General features: G+C 62.8%; 14 protein-coding genes, 1 pseudogene and 1 other annotated feature. Of the genes and pseudogenes, 8 read left to right on the forward strand and 7 right to left on the reverse strand.

Going from position 1 to position 19243, the window contains the following annotated elements:
* The first annotated feature begins 49 nt into the window (after positions 1-49).
* Both QXK92_RS32850 and QXK92_RS32855 read left to right on the forward strand, forming a co-directional pair.
* Complete coding sequence (locus QXK92_RS32850) at positions 50-547, forward strand: hypothetical protein (RefSeq protein ID WP_306248870.1); 498 nt, start codon at positions 50-52, stop codon at positions 545-547.
* Positions 548-713: 166 nt separating this feature from the next.
* A complete protein-coding gene (locus QXK92_RS32855) occupies positions 714-971 on the forward strand; it encodes a hypothetical protein (RefSeq protein WP_306248872.1) in 258 nt (85 codons plus the stop codon).
* Between the two features lie 505 nt (positions 972-1476).
* On the opposite strand, the gene QXK92_RS32860 is transcribed toward QXK92_RS32855, so the two are convergent.
* The 7 genes and pseudogenes from QXK92_RS32860 to QXK92_RS32890 form a co-directional block, all read right to left on the reverse strand.
* Entirely contained in the window at positions 1477-2712 is a 1236-nt protein-coding gene (locus tag QXK92_RS32860) for an IS256 family transposase (protein ID WP_306248875.1), read from the reverse strand.
* 460 nt (positions 2713-3172) lie between these two features.
* The gene (locus QXK92_RS32865) at positions 3173-3982 is read right to left on the reverse strand and encodes a hypothetical protein (protein ID WP_306248877.1); all 810 of its coding nucleotides are present in this window, start codon (positions 3980-3982) and stop codon (positions 3173-3175) included.
* Between the two features lie 139 nt (positions 3983-4121).
* Entirely contained in the window at positions 4122-4358 is a 237-nt protein-coding gene (locus QXK92_RS32870) for a helix-turn-helix domain-containing protein (RefSeq protein ID WP_306248879.1), read from the reverse strand.
* A gap of 70 nt (positions 4359-4428) precedes the next feature.
* Positions 4429-4794, reverse strand: a complete 366-nt coding sequence (locus QXK92_RS32875) for a hypothetical protein (protein WP_306248881.1) — start codon at positions 4792-4794, stop codon at positions 4429-4431.
* A gap of 307 nt (positions 4795-5101) precedes the next feature.
* Positions 5102-5923: pseudogene (locus tag QXK92_RS32880) on the reverse strand (IS3 family transposase); the annotation flags it as partial.
* A gap of 31 nt (positions 5924-5954) precedes the next feature.
* Positions 5955-7216 (reverse strand): IS3 family transposase gene (locus QXK92_RS32885; protein WP_306248790.1). Its coding sequence is split into 2 segments (ribosomal slippage): positions 5955-6907 and positions 6907-7216, totalling 1263 coding nucleotides; the frame shifts between segments, so codons are not numbered across the junction.
* Positions 6786-6917, reverse strand: a sequence feature (AL1L pseudoknot). Its footprint overlaps the gene before it by 132 nt.
* A gap of 337 nt (positions 7217-7553) precedes the next feature.
* Entirely contained in the window at positions 7554-9800 is a 2247-nt protein-coding gene (locus tag QXK92_RS32890) for a type ISP restriction/modification enzyme (protein ID WP_306248882.1), read from the reverse strand.
* A 269-nt stretch (positions 9801-10069) separates the two neighbouring features.
* On the opposite strand from QXK92_RS32890, the gene QXK92_RS32895 reads away from it, so the two are divergent.
* The 6 genes from QXK92_RS32895 to QXK92_RS32920 form a co-directional block, all read left to right on the forward strand.
* A complete protein-coding gene (locus QXK92_RS32895; protein WP_306248710.1) occupies positions 10070-11359 on the forward strand; it encodes a site-specific integrase in 1290 nt (429 codons plus the stop codon).
* 161 nt (positions 11360-11520) lie between these two features.
* Positions 11521-13173 (forward strand): hypothetical protein, encoded by a 1653-nt coding sequence (locus QXK92_RS32900; protein ID WP_157932037.1) that lies wholly within the window; start codon positions 11521-11523, stop codon positions 13171-13173.
* Positions 13170-15236, forward strand: a complete 2067-nt coding sequence (locus QXK92_RS32905) for a hypothetical protein (RefSeq protein WP_079615619.1) — start codon at positions 13170-13172, stop codon at positions 15234-15236. The genes QXK92_RS32900 and QXK92_RS32905 overlap by 4 nt, the downstream gene beginning before the upstream one ends.
* A complete protein-coding gene (locus QXK92_RS32910) occupies positions 15233-15649 on the forward strand; it encodes a hypothetical protein (protein WP_079615617.1) in 417 nt (138 codons plus the stop codon). The genes QXK92_RS32905 and QXK92_RS32910 overlap by 4 nt, the downstream gene beginning before the upstream one ends.
* A gap of 214 nt (positions 15650-15863) precedes the next feature.
* Complete coding sequence (locus QXK92_RS32915) at positions 15864-16049, forward strand: helix-turn-helix domain-containing protein (RefSeq protein WP_052525842.1); 186 nt, start codon at positions 15864-15866, stop codon at positions 16047-16049.
* Positions 16050-16051: 2 nt separating this feature from the next.
* A partial coding sequence (locus QXK92_RS32920) for a helicase-related protein (protein WP_306248884.1) occupies positions 16052-19243 on the forward strand: 3192 nt, incomplete at its 3' end.

Raw genomic sequence — 19243 nt, forward strand, 5'->3', positions numbered from 1 at the left:
GGCCCCCCAGTCCCGTGTAGAGCCTGTGCCGCCAAGTCCTGCAGCCGTTGTGACTCACACCCTGATTCGGATACAAGGCGAACAGGAAGGCGACATCACGGTGTTTCACGCTTGCACCAGCACGACGCGCATGGCAGTGACATGGGGAGGCATTCTCATGACCTTCTGGTCGACGCAGGCCGTGCAAAGCGTGTTGGAAGCCTTCGCTGCCGCCCGGGCGTTGACGGCACCGCTGATGCGTCGAATCCCGGCGCCACCAACGCCACCGTTAGAGCCTTTCGCTGTTCAGACCATCGCGTTGGACTGGACGCGCGGTGTCAGTTATGCCGTGCTGGCCCGAGAGGAGTTGGCGCGTGACCGTACGCGAACGCTGCGCTGGATCGACCTTCACTGCGGGCCTTGCACATGGCAAATCTTGGACCAGGAAGGTTACGCCAGCGCCCTAGAACTGCTGCGGCGTGCGCACCGCACCGCTGTGCACGTGTTTGCCGATGGTTCGACTCACAGCGACGACCCCACCCTCGATGACTACCGCCCGAGACAGTAATCCACAAGCACGCTCGCGGGCCGCATCATGTCCACAAGGGCAGATGCGGCCCGCATCGTGCTGCGCCGTGGTCGTTCACACTGGTGGCCTATGACCTCTCACTCATCGCTAAAGAGAAGGAGCCGCACCCCCTATGCCGAATTGGACATTGACTCTTAGGCACCCCGTGGGGATCGAAAGCTCCTACACCGGAACCCAACTGACACCCGCGGATGCTCTTGGCGCGGCGATCGCGGCCACCCGGAAGCACCAGAACCGGCTACCCGAATCGCAACGATGCCGCTACACCATCCACGTGGACGGCGCCCTGGTGGCGCTCATCTCCGCCGGCGTAGAAAAGTCAGGCGAGCCCGGCAACCACGAGATCGCGAACCTCTTGGCGGCCCTGGGCACACCGCCCATACCGCAGGCAATGGATCCCTAGCTGCGACAGCCTCGACATCGTCAGCCCGCCCCATTGAGGGGCCGGCAGTTGGGCCCAAGAGGCGGGGCGTAGATCACCGACTCGCACGTACGACAGGACCAGCACCGGTGACCGCCACGGCGCAAGCATCGGCACGGCTGATGGCCCACCAGGAGGTTTCCAGGGCCTAGCGCGTGGCCGTTCTCGCAGAAAGGCGGGGCCTGCTCAGCCCAACCGCGCCGCGTGGGTCTGATCTGGCCGATCGCCATCCTTGTCCACCTTTACCGTGCTGTGCGGTCGGTCGAAGAGACCGACTCAGCTGATCCGCTGTTCGTCGCTGTCGCGTCACCGTCATACCGATCTTCGACCGCCCCGCCGACAATCACGACCTCTCGTTGGTGGCGTTGTAGTCGTCACCACTGATACCGCCGTTACCGCCGGGCACCCCCGGATAGCGTCCCAGGGAGTGGTGGACTTCGGATCTGGCGTCGGGTCACGCGTCATGATCAACGAGTCATGTTGAACGCTAGGTGATTTGGTGTTGTTTGGCAAGCGCTGCCGCAGCGTGTTTCTTCGCAATCACGGCCCGTAGTTCGTCCATGGAGACATCGGAGAGGTAGCGGCGGGTGACCTGCCACTCATCATGAGATTCGATGACTACCGCCGTGGCCAGCCGCAGAAGCGCGGCCGAGTTGGGGAAAATCTCGACGACATCGGCTCGACGCTTGATCTCTTTATTTAGACGCTCTATGGGATTGTTGGACCAAATTTTTTGCCAATGAGCCCGCGGGAACGCGGTGAACGCCAACACGTCGGTCTTGGCGTCGCCCATCATCGCCGCCACCTTCGGAAATGACGAGGCCAGGGTGTCGGCAACCCGGTCCCACTGGCCGGCGACCTCGGCCGGGTCGGTGTGGGCGAAGATGGTCTTGACCGCCGCAGTCACCGCAGGGGCGTGCTTGGCCGACACGGCGGTGTGTAGGTTGCGCATGAAATGCACCCGGCACCGCTGCCACGAAGAGTTCGTGAACTGTTGTGCCACAGCAGCTTTCAAACCAGCATGAGCATCGGAGATGACCAGATGCACCCCGGAGAGTCCGCGGGTCTTCAGCGACGCCAGGAACTCCCGCCAGAACTCATAGGACTCGCTGTCACCCACCGCGGTGCCCAGCACTTCGCGGGTGCCCTCGATGGATACCCCGGTGGCCACCACCAGCGCTTGAGAGACAACGTGCGCTCCGACGCGCACCTTGCAGAACGTGGCGTCGCAGAACATATACGGAAACTCGGTGTGGGACAGGCTGCGGGCTCGGAAAGCCTCGATCTCTTTGTCCAGGCCCGCACAAATGCGCGACACCTCTGATTTAGACACCCCGGTCTCCACACCCATGGCGGCCACCAGGTCATCGACGCTGCGGGTCGACACCCCGTGCACGTAGGCCTCCATGATCACCGCATGCAGCGCCTTATCGATGCGCCGGCGCCGCTCCAACAGCGACGGGAAGAACGACCCGGCCCGCAACTTGGGGATTTGCACCTCAACATCACCGGAGGTCGTCGACACCGTCTTGGGTCGGTGTCCATTGCGATGCACCGTACGCCCGTTAGTGCGCTCGTAGCGGCCGGCGCCGATGGTGGCACTGGCCTCGGCCTCGATGAGCTGCTGCAGCCCGGCCCGGATCAGCTCGGCGAACACCGCGCCCACATCGGCGGACTTCAGCGCATCGAGTTGGGCAAGCAAGGCACAATGGTCCTGGGTCATCGCGTCGCGTGTCTTTCTGTGAGTCACTTTGGTCGGTAACTCACTGACCACTACGCGATGGCCCGCCCCGGCACCCTCAGCGACACGCCCGGCGCTAGGTCCGCGCCCGTCTACCCCCGGTCCCGAAACCCCACCACGCCAGGGGACGTGCCCCACCCCCGGCCCACACCACCGTCGGCACGACCCAGCACGGTGGCGCCTCGGCCTCACCATCGACACCCGACCGGCCGCCGTACTTACGGTTTAGGAGTTACTACTTCGTCCCGACGCTAGCCGGAGGCGCCCGTGGCCCCGCCGAAACCGGTCAGCGAGCCGGTCTGACGGCCTGGCACCGCCGTCACCAGATTTCATCCCGCCTAGGCCACCGATGCCGCCGGCTCCACCGATGCTGAGCAGCCCGCCGCCGTTACCGCCGCCGCCCGCGCCGTGCCCGCCGGTGAGGGGGGCGCGCGAACTGCGACTACGGGGGCTGATGTACCTCGGTGATGAGCAGCTCCGAAGAGCGACGCAAATCGGGGACTCGGAGATCTGGGCGCCCAGCGGCGGCGCGAGCCTTGTGGAACATCGGGTAAAGGACTGACGGTGAGAGATGGCGGTCGCAATCGAGGACTGAGGGGAAAAGTAGGGCCTCATCATCAGGTCGAACGTGGTGGCGAAGGTGGGCGTTGATTCTTGGCGCCAGCGTCGGCGGGATGGGGATGTCTCGAATCCCGAGCGTACTTTTCGGTGTGGTGGCGTGAAACTGCCCGTTGGTAAGCGCCACCGCGCGGCGCACGCGAACGATGCCGGCATTGAGGTCGATGTCTTTGCGCCGTAGCTCTGCCAGCTCGCTGAACGGCATGGCCAACCAAGCCGCCATGAGGATCAGAGGTTGGTATCGCGGTGGCATCGCCGCGGCCATCGCGTCGAGTTCCTCGGCCGTGGCGGGGTGAACCGCATCGGTGCGTCGTGAGGTCTTCACATCGGGGTTATGGCAGGGATTGCTGTCAATGATGTTGCGGGACAACGCGTCCTGAAGGATTGCCCGGAGTAGCGAGTAGGCATGAATCCGTACAGTCTGCGGGCTGAGTTCGGTGGCGGCGTACCAGGTCTCCACCATGTCAGGGGTAATATCGCCGATCGCCATGCACGCGAAAGACGTCAGAATAATCTTGTCTAGCAGTCTGCGGTAGTGCTGGCGGGTGCGTTGACTGATCTGGCGCTGTTCTACCCACGCACGACTGTAGAACCCGAACGAGTCTGGGGTGCAGTGGATATCGATGCTAGCCATCTTGTGGCGCTGATGGTTCTGTGTTGCGGGCCGCTGGCGGGCCCGCGGCTCGACGCGCAAAGCATGCCGGGGTTTCCAGGCGGTTCATAAGGCTACCTGCTTTGCGTTGGACCCGAAAAACACAGCGACGCGAGGAGGTTCAGGAAATCTCGTGCAACAACGTTGCCGGAGTAATGCCAAGGGCACGTGCCAGGCGGACCAGAACAACAACGGTGGCGGCCTTGTGGCCGTGTTCGACTTGGTTGATGTAGGTGCGATGCAGACCCGCCTGCTCTGCGAGCGACGCCTGCGTCAGGCCTGCTCGCACCCGGTAATGCCTGACGGCTGCACCCACATGCTGCTGTATGGACGCATCGTCCAGTGCATTGCTGTCCATGGCGGCCCTTTGCGTCGTGCCCCGAACCTCTGTCGCCGATAGTCTACACGCAGTGCGGCCGACGGCTCGTTTAGAACAGGGCATCGCCGGTCGCCTCCTGCCACCATTCTTCGAAGCCCGCCCGCTGCTTCTCGACTGGCCCCACAGGGGCCGCCACGATGAGATGATCAACGCCCTGCGTGCTGCGCTCCTTCAGGACGTGACGTATCACTCCATCGGCGCCACAGACTCGCTGCCCGGGCTGAACCGCCAGCTGTGCAGCCATCTCGGAGCGGTTGCCCGTGCCCGTGATCCGGACCGAGCGCGCCGTGATCCCCCGGCGGCCGTCGCGGCCAGGCCGCTGCAGGCGGCGGACCTCGTAGAGCGCCCACCGTGATCCCTCGAGGCGGGCCCTGAAGCGGGACAGGACGTCGTCGAGGCCGGCTCTCGCCACCATCTCTGCGGCACTGCTGCCCTCGATAAGGGTCTGGGGCCGGATTGAGGCTACGTGCAACGAATTCAAGAAACAGTGTTTCAGCGCCGCGTTCCGGCTCGGCCCGATAGCGTTCGATCTGACGCGCTCGTCCCGACTCGGTCGTCATGCTAAACGGGCAAAAGCTGCACGCTGATTTCGGCACCGTCTCGCCGAGTTCCGCTAGTAAGAATTGACGGCAGTCTTCGCGGTTCCAGCCCCACTCCTGCAGCGGATACCAGCCCGTCCTGGTCTCGGTGTTGAATCGCCCTGGTTCTGCCGGAGACTCGGGCTATTGGATTCCGATTAGTGGTTGGTCGGTCCGTTGTGCATCGTAGAACGCGGCTTCGAACTCGGTGGGCGGTACGTCGTTCAGGTAGCCGTGGAGGCGGCTGTTGTTGTGCCAGTGGACCCAGCCCAGGGTGGCCAGCTCGACGTCCTCGACGGTCCTCCACGGCCCGCTGCAGGCGGGGCCGTAGATCAACTCGGCCTTGTAGTAACCGTTCACCGTCTCCGCCAAAGCGTTATCGAAGCTGTCCCCGACCGACCCGATCGAGGGGACCGCGCCGATCTCGGCGAGCCGCTCACCGTATCGGATAGACGTAAACTGCGATCCAGCATCGGAGTGACATGTCAAGCCCACCAAGCGATTTCCGCGTGACCAACGTGCCATCTCCAACGCATCGAGCACCATCGTGGTGCGCATGTTTGAGGCGACTCGCCAGCCGACGATCATCCTGCTGAAGGTGTCAATGATGAAACAGACGTAGGCCACCCCGGCCCAGGTCGGCACGAACGTCAGATCGGTCACCCAGAGCTGGTTCGGCGCGATCGCCGTGAACTTGCGCCCGACCAGATCGGGGTGTCGCGCCGCAGCCGGATCCGGCGTGGTGGTGCGCACTCGTTTGCCACGCCGCGCCCCCGCGATGCCGGCGGCCCGCATCAGCCGCGCGACCTGATCCCGCCCGACGTCGTGGCCTGCCCGACGTGCCGTTTTCCACAGCTTGTGGGCCCCGTATACCCGGTAGTTGTCCTCCCAGAGCTTTACCAGGACAGGCCCAAGCTCTGCGTCGCGTTGGGCGCGCGCCGAGGGAGCGCGAGTCTTGGTGTCGTATGAATCGCCCTGGTTCTGCCGGAGACTCGGGCTATTGGATTCCGATTAGTGGTTGGTCGGTCCGTTGTGCATCGTAGAACGCGGCTTCGAACTCGGTGGGCGGTACGTCGTTCAGGTAGCCGTGGAGGCGGCTGTTGTTGTGCCAGTGGACCCAGCCCAGGGTGGCCAGCTCGACGTCCTCGACGGTCCTCCACGGCCCGCTGCAGGCGGGGCCGTAGATCAACTCGGCCTTGTAGTAACCGTTCACCGTCTCCGCCAAAGCGTTATCGAAGCTGTCCCCGACCGACCCGATCGAGGGGACCGCGCCGATCTCGGCGAGCCGCTCACCGTATCGGATAGACGTAAACTGCGATCCAGCATCGGAGTGACATGTCAAGCCCACCAAGCGATTTCCGCGTGACCAACGTGCCATCTCCAACGCATCGAGCACCATCGTGGTGCGCATGTTTGAGGCGACTCGCCAGCCGACGATCATCCTGCTGAAGGTGTCAATGATGAAACAGACGTAGGCCACCCCGGCCCAGGTCGGCACGAACGTCAGATCGGTCACCCAGAGCTGGTTCGGCGCGATCGCCGTGAACTTGCGCCCGACCAGATCGGGGTGTCGCGCCGCAGCCGGATCCGGCGTGGTGGTGCGCACTCGTTTGCCACGCCGCGCCCCCGCGATGCCGGCGGCCCGCATCAGCCGCGCGACCTGATCCCGCCCGACGTCGTGGCCTGCCCGACGTGCCGTTTTCCACAGCTTGTGGGCCCCGTATACCCGGTAGTTGTCCTCCCAGAGCTTTACCAGGACAGGCCCAAGCTCTGCGTCGCGTTGGGCGCGCGCCGAGGGAGCGCGAGTCTTGGTGTCGTAGTAGGTGCTCGGGGCCATCGACACCCCTGCTGAGCGCAGGACGGTGCAGATGGGCTCGACCCCGAACTCCTCGCGGTGGGCGTCGATGAAGTCGACTATTTCTTGTGTTGGCGGTCGAGCTCCGCCCCGAAAAAACTGGCCGCGCGTTTCAGTATTTCGTTGGCACGCTTAAGTTCTCGTATCTCCTGCTCGAGTTCTTTGACCCGCTGCGACTCAGCTGTGGACATTCCGGGCGCATGCCCATCATCGATGTCGGCCTGGCGCACCCAGGCACGCACCGACTCCACGCCATAGCCCAGCTGGCGAGCCACCCGTGACACCGTGCCCTGCTCGGTGCCCAACTCGGCCCGCAGTGTCCGCACCATCCGCACCGCCGCTGACTTTTCCTCCGGGCTGTAGCGACGCGCCGTGGGCTTCCCAGACGCCTGTTCCTTCGGCATACCTGCATCCTCGTTTCCAAGGTCAGGAGCCTCCGGGATTTCCAGGGCGATTCAGTGTTGTAGATGCGATCCTTTCTGGCGCGGGCAGGCTCATTGGCCTCAAAGCCAATTGCGTGTCGGTAGGGGCGCCCGTTGGTGATACGGGCGATCAGCGGATCCAGCGCGTCCCCTTTCGCGTGCATCGAGCTTCTCTGCACTAGTCAAGTGGTTGCCTAGGTGAGTGAGTCGATGCGGCTGGCGAAGGCGAGGCCGCGATACTGCTCGATCATGACCGCCCCGCTGCCGAAGTGGAAGCGGTGACAGGTATCACCGCAGCCTCATCGCGGGGTCACGGGTATTAGGGGTTCGATGTTCTGGCGGGCTCTAGGAGTGAGAACTGCCCGGGCAATGTCGGATCGACGACGTTCAGGTAATTGGAGTCAAGCTCGGGTCCAAGTAGCACGAGGGCGGCAAGACGGCGAGCGATTGTCGTGAATGTGCGAGCCTCGGTCAAGGTCAGATCGCTGCCAAGGGCTCGCTTTTCCCGGTAACTTAGCCACTTTCGCAGGACTTGGAATCCGCCAATCTTGAAGTCCCACACCGCCGCCGGGATTCCTTGCCAGCTGACGTGCTCATTGAGATAGACGTCAAGGACTTGCTCACCCAATAGCTCGATCTCCACGTCCAAGAGGCCGGCCTTGTCGGATGACAGACGTTTGCGAACATCGAATCTGCCAGGACCCGGCATCACTGCCCGCTGCTGAACGATGCCCCAACCGGCCGTAACTGCGAGATCGCCTCGGCCTGGGTCGATCGCACTACCGTCATGGCGTGCGATCGTCGCGACGTGTTGAAACCGCGATTCGATCGGCTGCTTGTCGATTCCAGCAAGGGGCTCGTCAAGGTTGAGTACATGGGCCACGCGCCTTCCGAGTGTCGACGAGTCGCGCAACGACGAATCAGACTGGGGCAGCGGGATACGAGGCCAATCGGAGCGCACCGCCTCTCCGTTCTGTTCAACGTAGAGGGGTGAGACTCCGATCGCTAGGGCGTGTAGCCAAATGAGCGTTGCGCTTTCCTTATTGGACTGTGCGTCATCAATGCCCAGCCCTTGGAGGTACGTCAGCGCCTGTGCGGACAGATTCGGCCGCCATTCCTCCTCAGGTTTGTCGCTTTCGATCTCGAATAGAGCCGGGGCAGCGTCCTCCGGGGCTCTCGAAATGGGTGACAGCCAGAGTGGCACCGCGTACGCGTCGGTGAAGAGCACCTTTTGGTCGATCAGACATTCGGAGAAATGAAGTGCGGCACCATCGAGGGCGCGTGGTGCACGTCGACGAACGAGTAGGAATCCGGACTCGGTGGACTCCGCTGCTACGAGCAGTGGCCGTGACCGATTCCAAAGGCCCGGAACGGAGTCGACGTACGCGTACCGCATGTCGAGGGGCCGGAACTGGAAGCGCTTGACGCGCTGGTCGTCGAATTGGGTCTCTTTGAGCAGGCGCTCGCGCACGCTGGCGGGGTTGAAGCCCGCATAGTTCGTGGCGAGGCGCGGGTCGACCTCGGTCAGCGGGACCTCGGGATCCAAATATGTTCTCATGCGCGAGATTAGAGCTCCGCGGTCACCGTCGATTAGTGCGAACTTCCGGTTCTCGTTCAGGCCGAGCATTGGCTCTTCGGCGCACAACTCCGGGATGGCTGGCCAACTTGTATAACCCGGTCGCGGGCTCCACCGCAGGAGGCGAAACCAGTTCGCTTCCTCGGGCGAGAGGGGTTCGTAGTCGGGCCCGGCGTCGGTTTGGGAGGTGGCGGCTGCGAGTTGTTCACGCTTGTTTTGCCCCCAAAAGTCGCGGTATTCAACCTTTTTCGCCGATCCTGCGTGGTCAGCAGTTCGGACCAACATGCTGATGGCCACGCCGCGGGTGATGCCTGAGGGGTTCAACGGTGTGGAGAAGATGGATGGGTCTGTTTTGCCGTCGGGAGTTTTCTTGCCCGTCTCGCGACTGTCGCCGTTGAGGTGGTCGATAGTTATGGTGTCGAACTCGTTGAGCAGGCGCTGGCGCATGACCACGGCGGACGGGTCACCGAGCCAGGAGGAGTTGCTCACGAAACAGATGATGCCCTTGCCGGTCTGCTCGGCGACCCTTCGTTCGGCGATGCGAAAGAAGCGGATATACAGGTCGTCGAGCTTGTTCTTGGTAATGTCCCACTTGTCAGCGAGGCCGACTTTGTATGGTTCGACAAGACCGCCTTCTTCGGCCGGAGATACTCCGGCGAAGCCGTTGTACGGGGGGTTTCCGAGCACGACAAGGATGGGAGTCTCGCGCTTTACCGCGTCGGCGGCATCGCGTTCTGCGACGAATTCGGGAAACGGTAGCGGGGGGTGCGGGTCGGCATCGACCCAACCGGTCAGCGCGTTTGTTAGATAGACGCTGGCTCGTTCGCCGACATTGGCGTTCAATGCCACGCCGAGTTTTTGTAAGGTAAGCCCAATCCTCAAGTGCGCGACCACAAATGGAGCGGGCAGCAGCTCAAACCCGTGGATGCGCGATAGGGCTGCTTCCTTGACTTCAGCGGCGACGAGTCCGTCGCCGCCTTGCTCTGTCAAGGTTGCCGCGACTTTGTCGAGGACGGCGGTTAGGTAGGACCCGGTGCCGGTGCACGTTATGCGCTGTATTTGGGCGTGTCTCACTCGGATCCATGCGCAACCCCGTTACAGTGCCCGCAACCCTGACTACAGAAGGGCCGTTGAGGGGGACGCTGCCGGTGGATTTGTACTTCGCTGACTGGTCGCTGGTGTCGCGGCCGGACGGGTTGAAGGCGGTCGGCTCCGACGCCATCTCGACGCCACGAGTGCCCGACGGGACTCCGGTATTGGTGGACGATTCGATGCGCCCGGTGGAACCTTGGTGCACATTCCTGCGGCTGTACTCGCAGAATCTACGTCGGAACTCTGTTGTCGCCTATGCCCGCGACGCGCTCGAGTTCGGCCGGTTCCTAGAGACGAGAGGCGTTGGGGTGCTAGATGTCTCGGAGTCGGACCTGGTGGCCTACCGGGCGAACCGATTCGCTTCCGGGGTCTCGCCGCGTTCGTGGGCTCGGCAATTGGTGGTGATTCGAGCTCTCTTCACGTACTTGTACGAAACCGGGCGCAGAGACAGTTTGCCGTGGATTCAGGTTGGCAGCCGGTCGGTGGTGACTCCGCGGATTCCTCGGACTGAGATGGATGTTCGGGCGCTTTCTCACGCGCAGTGGGTCGCGTTGCGCGATGTTGGGTTCGGCGGGGAGTTGCCCACGGGAGAGCTGGATCGCTCCTACCGCGGCAGGTCTACGGTCCGAAACGCGTGCGCCGCCGAGCTGGCACTGACCACGGGGATGAGGCTCACCGAATGGAGCACCCTGCTGGACGTCGAGGTCCGATCGGAGGGGGCTGGCACTTCACTGGTGCTGGAGGCATGCGCGAAGAACGGCCGTCGACGCCGAGTTTATGTTCCGGCATCCACCGTCCAGAGAGTTGAGCTGTACCGCTGCACGGAGCGGAAATCGCTGGTGCGGAAGGCCCAGGCGAGCTTGCGCCGGAAACTGCCGAATATGGCGGTGGTCCACGACGTTGACCTGCCGGCGGGCAAGCTGGTCTACACGCTTAATGGTGACGAGCGGCGCGACGAGTTCGCGACGATTCCGCCAGAGACGCGACGCGTACTGGTGAAGGTGACTCCTGGCGGGATCGAGCCACTGTCGCTGTTCGTCGGTCGAGGCGGCCTGCCGCCATCGCAGCGGCGGTGGCACCAATACTTTGAGGAGGCCAACGACCGGCTGGCGAACTTCGAGGGCCAGGTTCCGATCATGCCGGTGGCGGTCACGCCACACGACTTGCGTCATACCTTTGCCGTGGTGATGCTGCGTAGCCTGCAGGCGCGTGCTGCGCAGCTCGAACGATCGCGTCCCAAGCACGGGTTCGGCACCATCAGCGAGCACATCATTCACAACCCTTTGTTGACTTTGCAGCGTCTGCTCGGGCATGCCGGCCCGTCCACGACGATGGTTTATCTGCGTTATGTCGATGAGTCAGACGAGCTCATTCAACGTGCCTTCGAGTCGTGGAGCGACAACGAACGTGACTACGCCAGTTACGTTCTCGCGCAAATTGAGGCACAACGGCCGTGAACGATTCCGACCGCCAGCCGCGTACTGTGACGTTTCCGCCGGGTGGTCCGCTGAAACAATCTCGAATCGATCCAGCCCAGTACGTTGCGACACGGCTCGTGGCTGAACTGGCTGACGCGTGGAAGGAATGCGCAGAGACCGCGTCGCTATCACCTGGCACAGTGTCCCGCCAATCCAGCGTGGTTCGTAGTGTCGGGAAGTTCCTTACCGCGGACGCGGACAGATTCCTGACATTGTCCGGCGACGGCGCGGACGTGGCCCGGCGGCTGCATGATTGGGAATCGGCGATGGTCGCCGAGTTTCCCCCGCCCAGCGTCCGAGCCAAAGACCTGGGCATGGAGCTTCGCAATCAAGTCGCCCGCTACCTGCAGTCCAACGGGATTCCCGGCGGTGTGCTGGCGGACTGGGCGAACGGCCAGGTGTTAGACGGACGGCCATGGCAGGAACTCCCGCTCGACGAATTCAGCAACAACGAGCGCCTCCAACTTGAGCAGACCTGCCGGCAGATCGTGCGCGACACAGAGGACCGTCTGGCGCGCGGCGACGCCCTACTTCGCGATGGCCACGATCCGCGGATCCACGGGTGGAACCGCGTGGAGAACGTGCTGTGGGCTTTGCGCAATGTGCCCTATGAGGATGGGTTTCACGTCCATCTCGCCGGATCACGACGCCAACTTGATCCGCTGGAGATCGACCGCATGTCGGGAGTGCGACGCGCCCCCGCGCGAATCAAGGCCCCACCACTGCTGACTGCCGTCGGCGCATTCCTGGCTCCCGATGCCGAGTATCTCCTGGCCATCCGGGTGTTACTGCATTTGCAGACCGGATGGTCGCCCGAAGAGAGCGCTCGACTCTGTCGCGAGGACATCGAGTTCGGCGTGGAGTCCGTGCGGGTTCGGGCGACAAAGGCGCGTGCCCAACGGATCCGATGGCACACCCTGGCCTCGCCGCGGGACCAGCCGTGGGGGTGGAAGGCTGGCGACCTTGTGCGGCGAGCTGCCCATGCCATGCGCCACGCCCACGCGCTGACGCCGGATCAACCGCTGTTCTGGGTGACCGGATGCCGGTCTGTCCGTGATCGGCTCGACCACGAGTACCCCCATTACGTGGTCCGGGAGCACCACTTCGGAAAACTCAACACGCTGAAGAATCTGATTGAGCGCCACAGCCTCTCGATCAGCCAACCCCACGACATGCGCCGGCTCCGTAAGACGGTCAAGAGTGCACGCGCGGCTCTGCTGGGCACTCTCGCCGGCGCTGCCGGCGACGACCACACCGTCGAGGTCTTCCGCGACCACTACGCGCAAACCACGACCGTTCACACGATCGCCGCCCAGACGGTGCTGCGTGCGCAGCAGAAGGTCCTGCAACGCGCCTCACAGGGACCAACATTCGTGGCCGCGACGGCAGCCGAGGTCTCCGAATCACCGACAGATCCCGAGCTCGCCGAAATTGCCGCCACCGTCGCCGCGGAGACGCCCACTGAGCAGGAACTGACGATCGCTGCTTGCCGAGATCCCTATGACGCACCGTTCATGGATCAGGGCTCGCTATGCCATGCCTCACCGTCGATGTGCTTGCAATGCCGTAACGCCATCGTATTCCGCGATCACCTTCCGCGCCTGATCGCCTACCGAGAGGCACTGGACGCCATCGAGAACAACACGCCGCCGAGGGTGTTCAGCGAGATCTACGGCCAGCAGAGAGTCAACATTGACGCCATTGTCGCCGAGTTCCCACCCGAGCAGATCGAGGCTGCCCGCCCGGCGGACGTCCATTTGCACCGCCCGCTTGGACAAAGGGCTGAACAATGACCAACGCACCCGAGCCGCAGACTTGTCCGACACTGACAGGCTTCGATCCCGACGAGCCGGTGTTACCCGCTGACCGCCGCGTGACCGACGGGCCTGACCCCCGATTCGGGGACCTCCCGCGCTGGGATCTCACCGCCAGCGGTCTCGCACCGAACCTCAATGCTGCACAAGCACATTTGCGTTTCGATGTGTATCCCGACGGGTGGGTGCCGATCGCCAAAACCCTCGCGATGGCCATGCTGCAACCGGTCCACCCCATAGTCAGGCGAGCCGGAATCTATCGTTCCAATCGGCCCTACAAATTGAAGTCCATCCGACATGTCCTCACCGAATTGAGATACCTCGCGGAATGGGCCGCCAGGGCCGGTCTCACCGCCGACCTGTCGGCCTGGACTCACGCTGACGGTGAGGCCTACCTTGCCGAGCGAAAGGCTCGATCCTTCTCTGCCGGCCGTAGCGCCAACGACCTTCTGCGTCACCTCGGTGATTTCCGGGGGCTCCTGCCCAACGGCGGACTTTCCATCCAGGTCGACCCGTGGGCTGCAAGATCCGGCGGCGAAGTCAAGACTCCCGTCATCCCGCCGGAAACCTTCTGGCCACTGGTACGCGCCTGCTGGACCTACATCGAAACGTTCGCCCCCGATATCACCGCTGCTCGCGACGAAATTGCGCTCCTCAATACGCGTGGACCCAAAAACCGGGAGGTCCGTCCCTCGACACGGGATATCGACGATGCGCTTGACGCCTGGCTGTCATCACCTCAAGCCTTTGTTCCCCTGCACATCTACACCTTGGGGCGCGCACGGGCGGGAGACATCAACTGGGACGGCCTGGGTCTCTGCACGGCACTTCGATTGAGCGGCACCAACTTTTACGGCAACCGCGGACCTGCTCGGCAACTTCGCGTCCATCAGGCGATCAGCCAAGGCGTGCCCACTCGATACGGCTACAGCTCGGTCCAACCCGCGGCTGTTGAACGGCCCGACGGCACACACGGGCCCTGGATAAGCGGCTTCGACCGCATCATCGTCAGCAAGGAACTCACCCAACTGCGCAACGCCGCATACATTTTCGTCGCGATCATGACGATGATGCGTGACAGCGAAGTTCAAAGCCTCGCCACCGGGGCCATCGGAACACATTACGGTGCCCCCGCCGTCACCAGCACACTGCACAAGATGCAGCCATACGGCGGTACACCTCAACGCTGGTGGGTCAGTGAACCTGTCGTGAGGGCGCTCAAAGTCGCCGAGCAGATCACCCGCGACGAGAACCGGCTCTTCGGCGCGGTGCGCGAAGGCGTGCACCGCGACTTGGCAGGATTCGACCAGTACGAACAGATCCGATCGTTCGTGGCGTGGGTCAACGACCATTCGCCCCAGAACGGCTTGGAGCCCATTCCCACGACTCCGTTGGCGCCGCATATGTTTCGTCGCACCATGGCCGTGATCACCGCCAACGAGCCAGACGGCGAGATCGCACTTGGGATCACACTGAAACACAACGCCGTTCGCGCACTTGCCAACGCCACCACGAGCGGGTACGCGGCGCCCACGCCTGAATGGGCCAAAGAATTCGAACACCACGTCAAGGAGGCGGCCGCCGGGGAACTCGTCGCTGACTGGGCACGTCACGCCCAAGGCGACCACGCTCTGCGCGGTCCCGGCGCAACAACCTTCGCCAACGGCCTCGACGACGTCACCGACCGCGCCAAGACCACCGTCGCCATCGGTAACGAACGCATGCTCCGAAACCTGCTGCGCGACGAATTCGCCACCATCCGACTCGGCACCCTCAATCACTGCCTCGGTGACCCCGCCAAAGCGCTATGCCTGGAAGGCGCATCCGCAGCCGTGAAAGCCGGCGGCCCGATCCCGAGCATGTGTCAACCCGCCACCTGCCGAAACTCGGTCATCACCGACCGACACCTGCCCATCTGGCGGCGCGAGGAATCCGACCTCGTCGACAAGCTCAAGGACAAGAGAATGGCACCCGTCCATCGCCAGCGCCTCGAAACCCAGCTCGCCGACGTCCGCAAAATCACCCACCAGGAGCCGAAGTGACCACCGTCAGTCCGGCAACCGAGAAGAAGCTCCGCGACGCGATGGAGCGCCTGCTGGCGGGCAAGTCCAAACGGACTGACGGCCGGCTCACGAAAGCCAACTTGCACATCGAAGCCGGCGTCAGCCGCGCAACCATGAACCGTGCCACTGAGGTAATCGCAGACTGGAACGCCAGCGTCGGCACGGAACCCGCTCCTCGTGACGCCGAGCTCGCTGGACTACAGGCCACGGTCACGGAACTCAAGAAGTGCATCGCGAGGCTGCGCGAACACAACAGCCACCTCGAACGCAGAAACCGGGCCGCCGTCACCGTGATCGCAGAGCTCAACGCGCAGCTTCAGGCCAGTCGGGGCGAGACTCCGATTGGCACCGTCACGCCTATACGGGACCGTGCAGCACGCAGACGAAGGTGATTATCGGCCAACCTCAGTGTTCTGTTGGACCGACGATAACGACTGCCCACTTCTCCTCCGTCTCCTCGCCGGCGTTCGCCAACCCAAGCCCGGCGTGCAACGGGCTTCACCCGCTATACCCGGTCAAAACCGGTCCAAATGGGTCTCTTCCCGATAAGCTCATCTCGCCCATGCACCGAGGTGTCGATTAGCTATTAGCCAGGAGGTGTCGCCCGTGCCCGAGCCGTGGCTGTCAGCCGACGACATCGCTACCCACCTTGGCGTCACCAAGGACACCGTGTACGCCTGGATCGCCGAGAAGGGCATGCCAGCTCACAAGCTGGGGCGCCTGTGGAAGTTCCAGGCAGCCGAGGTCGACGATTGGGTTCGTCGCAACGGGGCGACGGCCGCGGAGGACTGAACGTGCACATCATCGACAACGTCAACGATCTCCTGGGCGACGATCTCAAGGCTGAGGTGCAGGCTGGGTCGAAGCTGCGTATCGCTGCATCGACATTTTCCATCTTCGCGTTTGAGGCGCTGCGCAAGGAGTTGGAGCGTCTCGAAGAGCTCGAGTTCGTCTTCACCTCGCCGTCGTTTGTCGCCGCGGCGGCTACCGATCAGCTGCCCAAGGAACGCCGCCAGTTCTTCATTCCGCCGGGATCGAACGGGGAGTCGTCGCTCTACGGTTCTCAGTTCGAGATCCGCCTGCGCAACAAGCTGACGCAGCGGGCCATCGCGCGTGAATGTGCGGAGTGGGTGCGCCGAAAGGCTCGCTTCCGGTCGAACCGGACCGGTGCACCGATGCAGCAGTTCGCCGTTGTGGATGACAAGGTCGCCTACCAGCCGATCCAGGGGTTCACGTCTGCCGACCTTGGTTACGAACGTGGGAACGCGGTGTCGAACGTCGTGACCAAGCTCGACGATGCTCCCATGGCACGGCAATACGCCGCCCTGTTCGATCAGATCTGGAACAACCCCACGCAGCTCGAAGATGTCACCCAAGCGGTGTACGACCACATCGCGAGCGTGTACGCCGAAAACTCACCGGCGCGAATCTACTTCCTGATCCTGTACAACCTGTTCTCGGAATTCCTCGACGACATCAGCGAGGACGTCCTGCCCAACGACCGCACCGGCTACCAGGAAACGCAGGTCTGGCAGAGCCTGTACAACTTCCAGCGCGACGCCGCGACGGGAATCATCAACAAGCTAGAGACCTACAACGGCTGCATCCTCGCTGACAGCGTGGGACTCGGGAAGACCTTCACCGCGCTTGCAGTGATCAAGTACTACGAGCTGCGCAACAAGTCCGTCCTGGTGCTTGCACCGAAGAAGCTTGCGGAGAACTGGACCAACTACAACGCAAATCTGACCACCAATATTTTCGCTCGCGACCGGTTCAACTACGACGTCCTTGCTCACACCGATCTTTCCCGCACCAGAGGTGAATCGTTGGGTCTGCGGCTCGACCGAATCAATTGGGGCAACTACGACCTCGTCGTTATCGACGAGTCCCACAACTTCCGCAACGCCGACTACGCAGAAGAAAAAGAGTCGCGCTACCAGCGGCTGATGCGTCAAGTCATTCGCGAAGGCGTCAAGACCAAGGTGCTCATGCTGTCGGCCACACCGGTCAACAACCGCTTCAACGACCTGAAGAACCAACTCCAGCTCGCCTACGAAGGAGAGTCCGAGAACCTAAGCCAGCACCTCAACATCTCGACGACGGTCGAGAAAGTGTTCAGCGACGCGCAGCGCGTCTTCAACGAGTGGTCCAAGCTCGACCCCGAGGCGCGCACCACCGACCGCATCCTGCAGATGCTCGACTTCGACTTCTTCGAACTGCTCGACTCGGTCACCATCGCGCGGTCCCGCAAGCACATTCAGGCGTTCTACGACACCACCGAGATCGGTACTTTCCCGCAACGGCTCCCGCCGCGGTCGATTCGTGAGCCGCTCTCCGACCTCCCCGATGTGCCCGCATTCAACGAAATCTTCGGACAGCTTCAGGTGCTCACCCTGGCGGTCTACACGCCGCTGGCCTACGTATTCCCAAGCCGGATCGGCAAGTACGAAGATCTCTACAACGTCAAGGGCGGCACTGCGCGCTCTAATATCGGGCAGCTCGGCCGTGAGCAGGGCTTGAAAAAGCTCATGACGGTCAACCTGCTCAAGCGTTTGGAGAGTTCGGTCGAGGCGTTCCGGCTCACCCTCGCCAAAATTGAAGGGGCGGTCGACAACACTCTGATCCGGCTCAAGTCAAGAACGGGATCCTTGAACGACCTCAGCGTCGATTTCTCCGGCCTGGACCTCGATGTCGACGACGAGGACGACGCCAACGTCGAGGCCCTCTCGTTTGGCGAGAAGATAAAGATCGACCTCGACGACATCGACGTAGAATCCTGGCAGCGCGATCTGTGGAACGACCGCGAGACCCTCCGTGAATTACTCGACGAGATGCGCAGGGTCACACCGGATCACGACCTCAAGCTGCAGGAGCTCAAACGACTCATCGAGGACAAGGCCGCCAACCCCCTCAACCCGTTGAATCGCAAGGCACTGATCTTCTCGGCGTTCGCCGACACCGCCGAGTACCTCTACAAACAGCTCGCGCCGGCATTGAGCGACTCCGGGTTACACACCGCGCTCGTCACCGGCGGCGCCCACGCCGCGAAAACAACGCTGGGGACCGGCTACGACTTCCAGCAGGTCCTGACGTTGTTCTCGCCGAAGTCCAAACAACGCCACCTCACCATGCCCAAAGACACCGGCGAACTCGATGTGCTGATCGGCACCGACGTCATCAGCGAAGGTCAAAACCTCCAGGACTGTGACTATCTCGTCAACTACGACATTCATTGGAACCCGGTACGGATCATCCAACGATTCGGCCGCATCGACCGCATCGGCTCGACCAACGCCCAGATCCAGCTCGTGAACTTCTGGCCCGACATCTCCCTCGACGAATACATCAACCTCAAGGAACGCGTCGAGAACCGCATGGTCATCGCCGACCTCGCCGGCACCGCCGACGACAATGTCCTCACCCTTGAAGGCAGCGATGCCGCGTTCCGGAAGGAGCAGCTCCGCAAGCTCCAAGACGAAGTCATCGAACTCGAAGACGTCCGCACCGGTGTGTCCATCACCGATCTCGGTCTCAACGACTTCCGCATGGACCTGCTGGGATACCTCAAGGAGTCCGGCGATCTGGCCACCGCGCCGAAGGGACTTCACGCCGTGCTCCCCGCAGACCCCTCAAGAGGCCTCCACCCCGGTGTGCTGTTCGCGCTGCGCAACGTCGACGCCAACGAGAACATCAATCGGGGCAACCGGCTTCACCCGCACTACCTTGTCTACCTCGACGACAACGGCAACGTCATCGCTGACCACACGGAGGCCAAACACCTGCTCGACCTGATTCGCACAGGATGCCGGCCTCATGAGGAACCCGTCACCGAGGTCACCCGCGTCTTCAACGCTGCCACCCGCGAAGGCGCAGAGATGGGCAAGTACTCCGAATTGCTCACCGCAGCAATCCGATCCATGATCGACGTCACCGAAGAACGCGATATCGACAGCCTCTTCAGCGATGGACACACGACCGCGCTCACC

This window comes from Mycobacterium sp. TY815 (assembly GCF_030755135.1).
Classification (GTDB): Bacteria; Actinomycetota; Actinomycetes; order Mycobacteriales; family Mycobacteriaceae; genus Mycobacterium.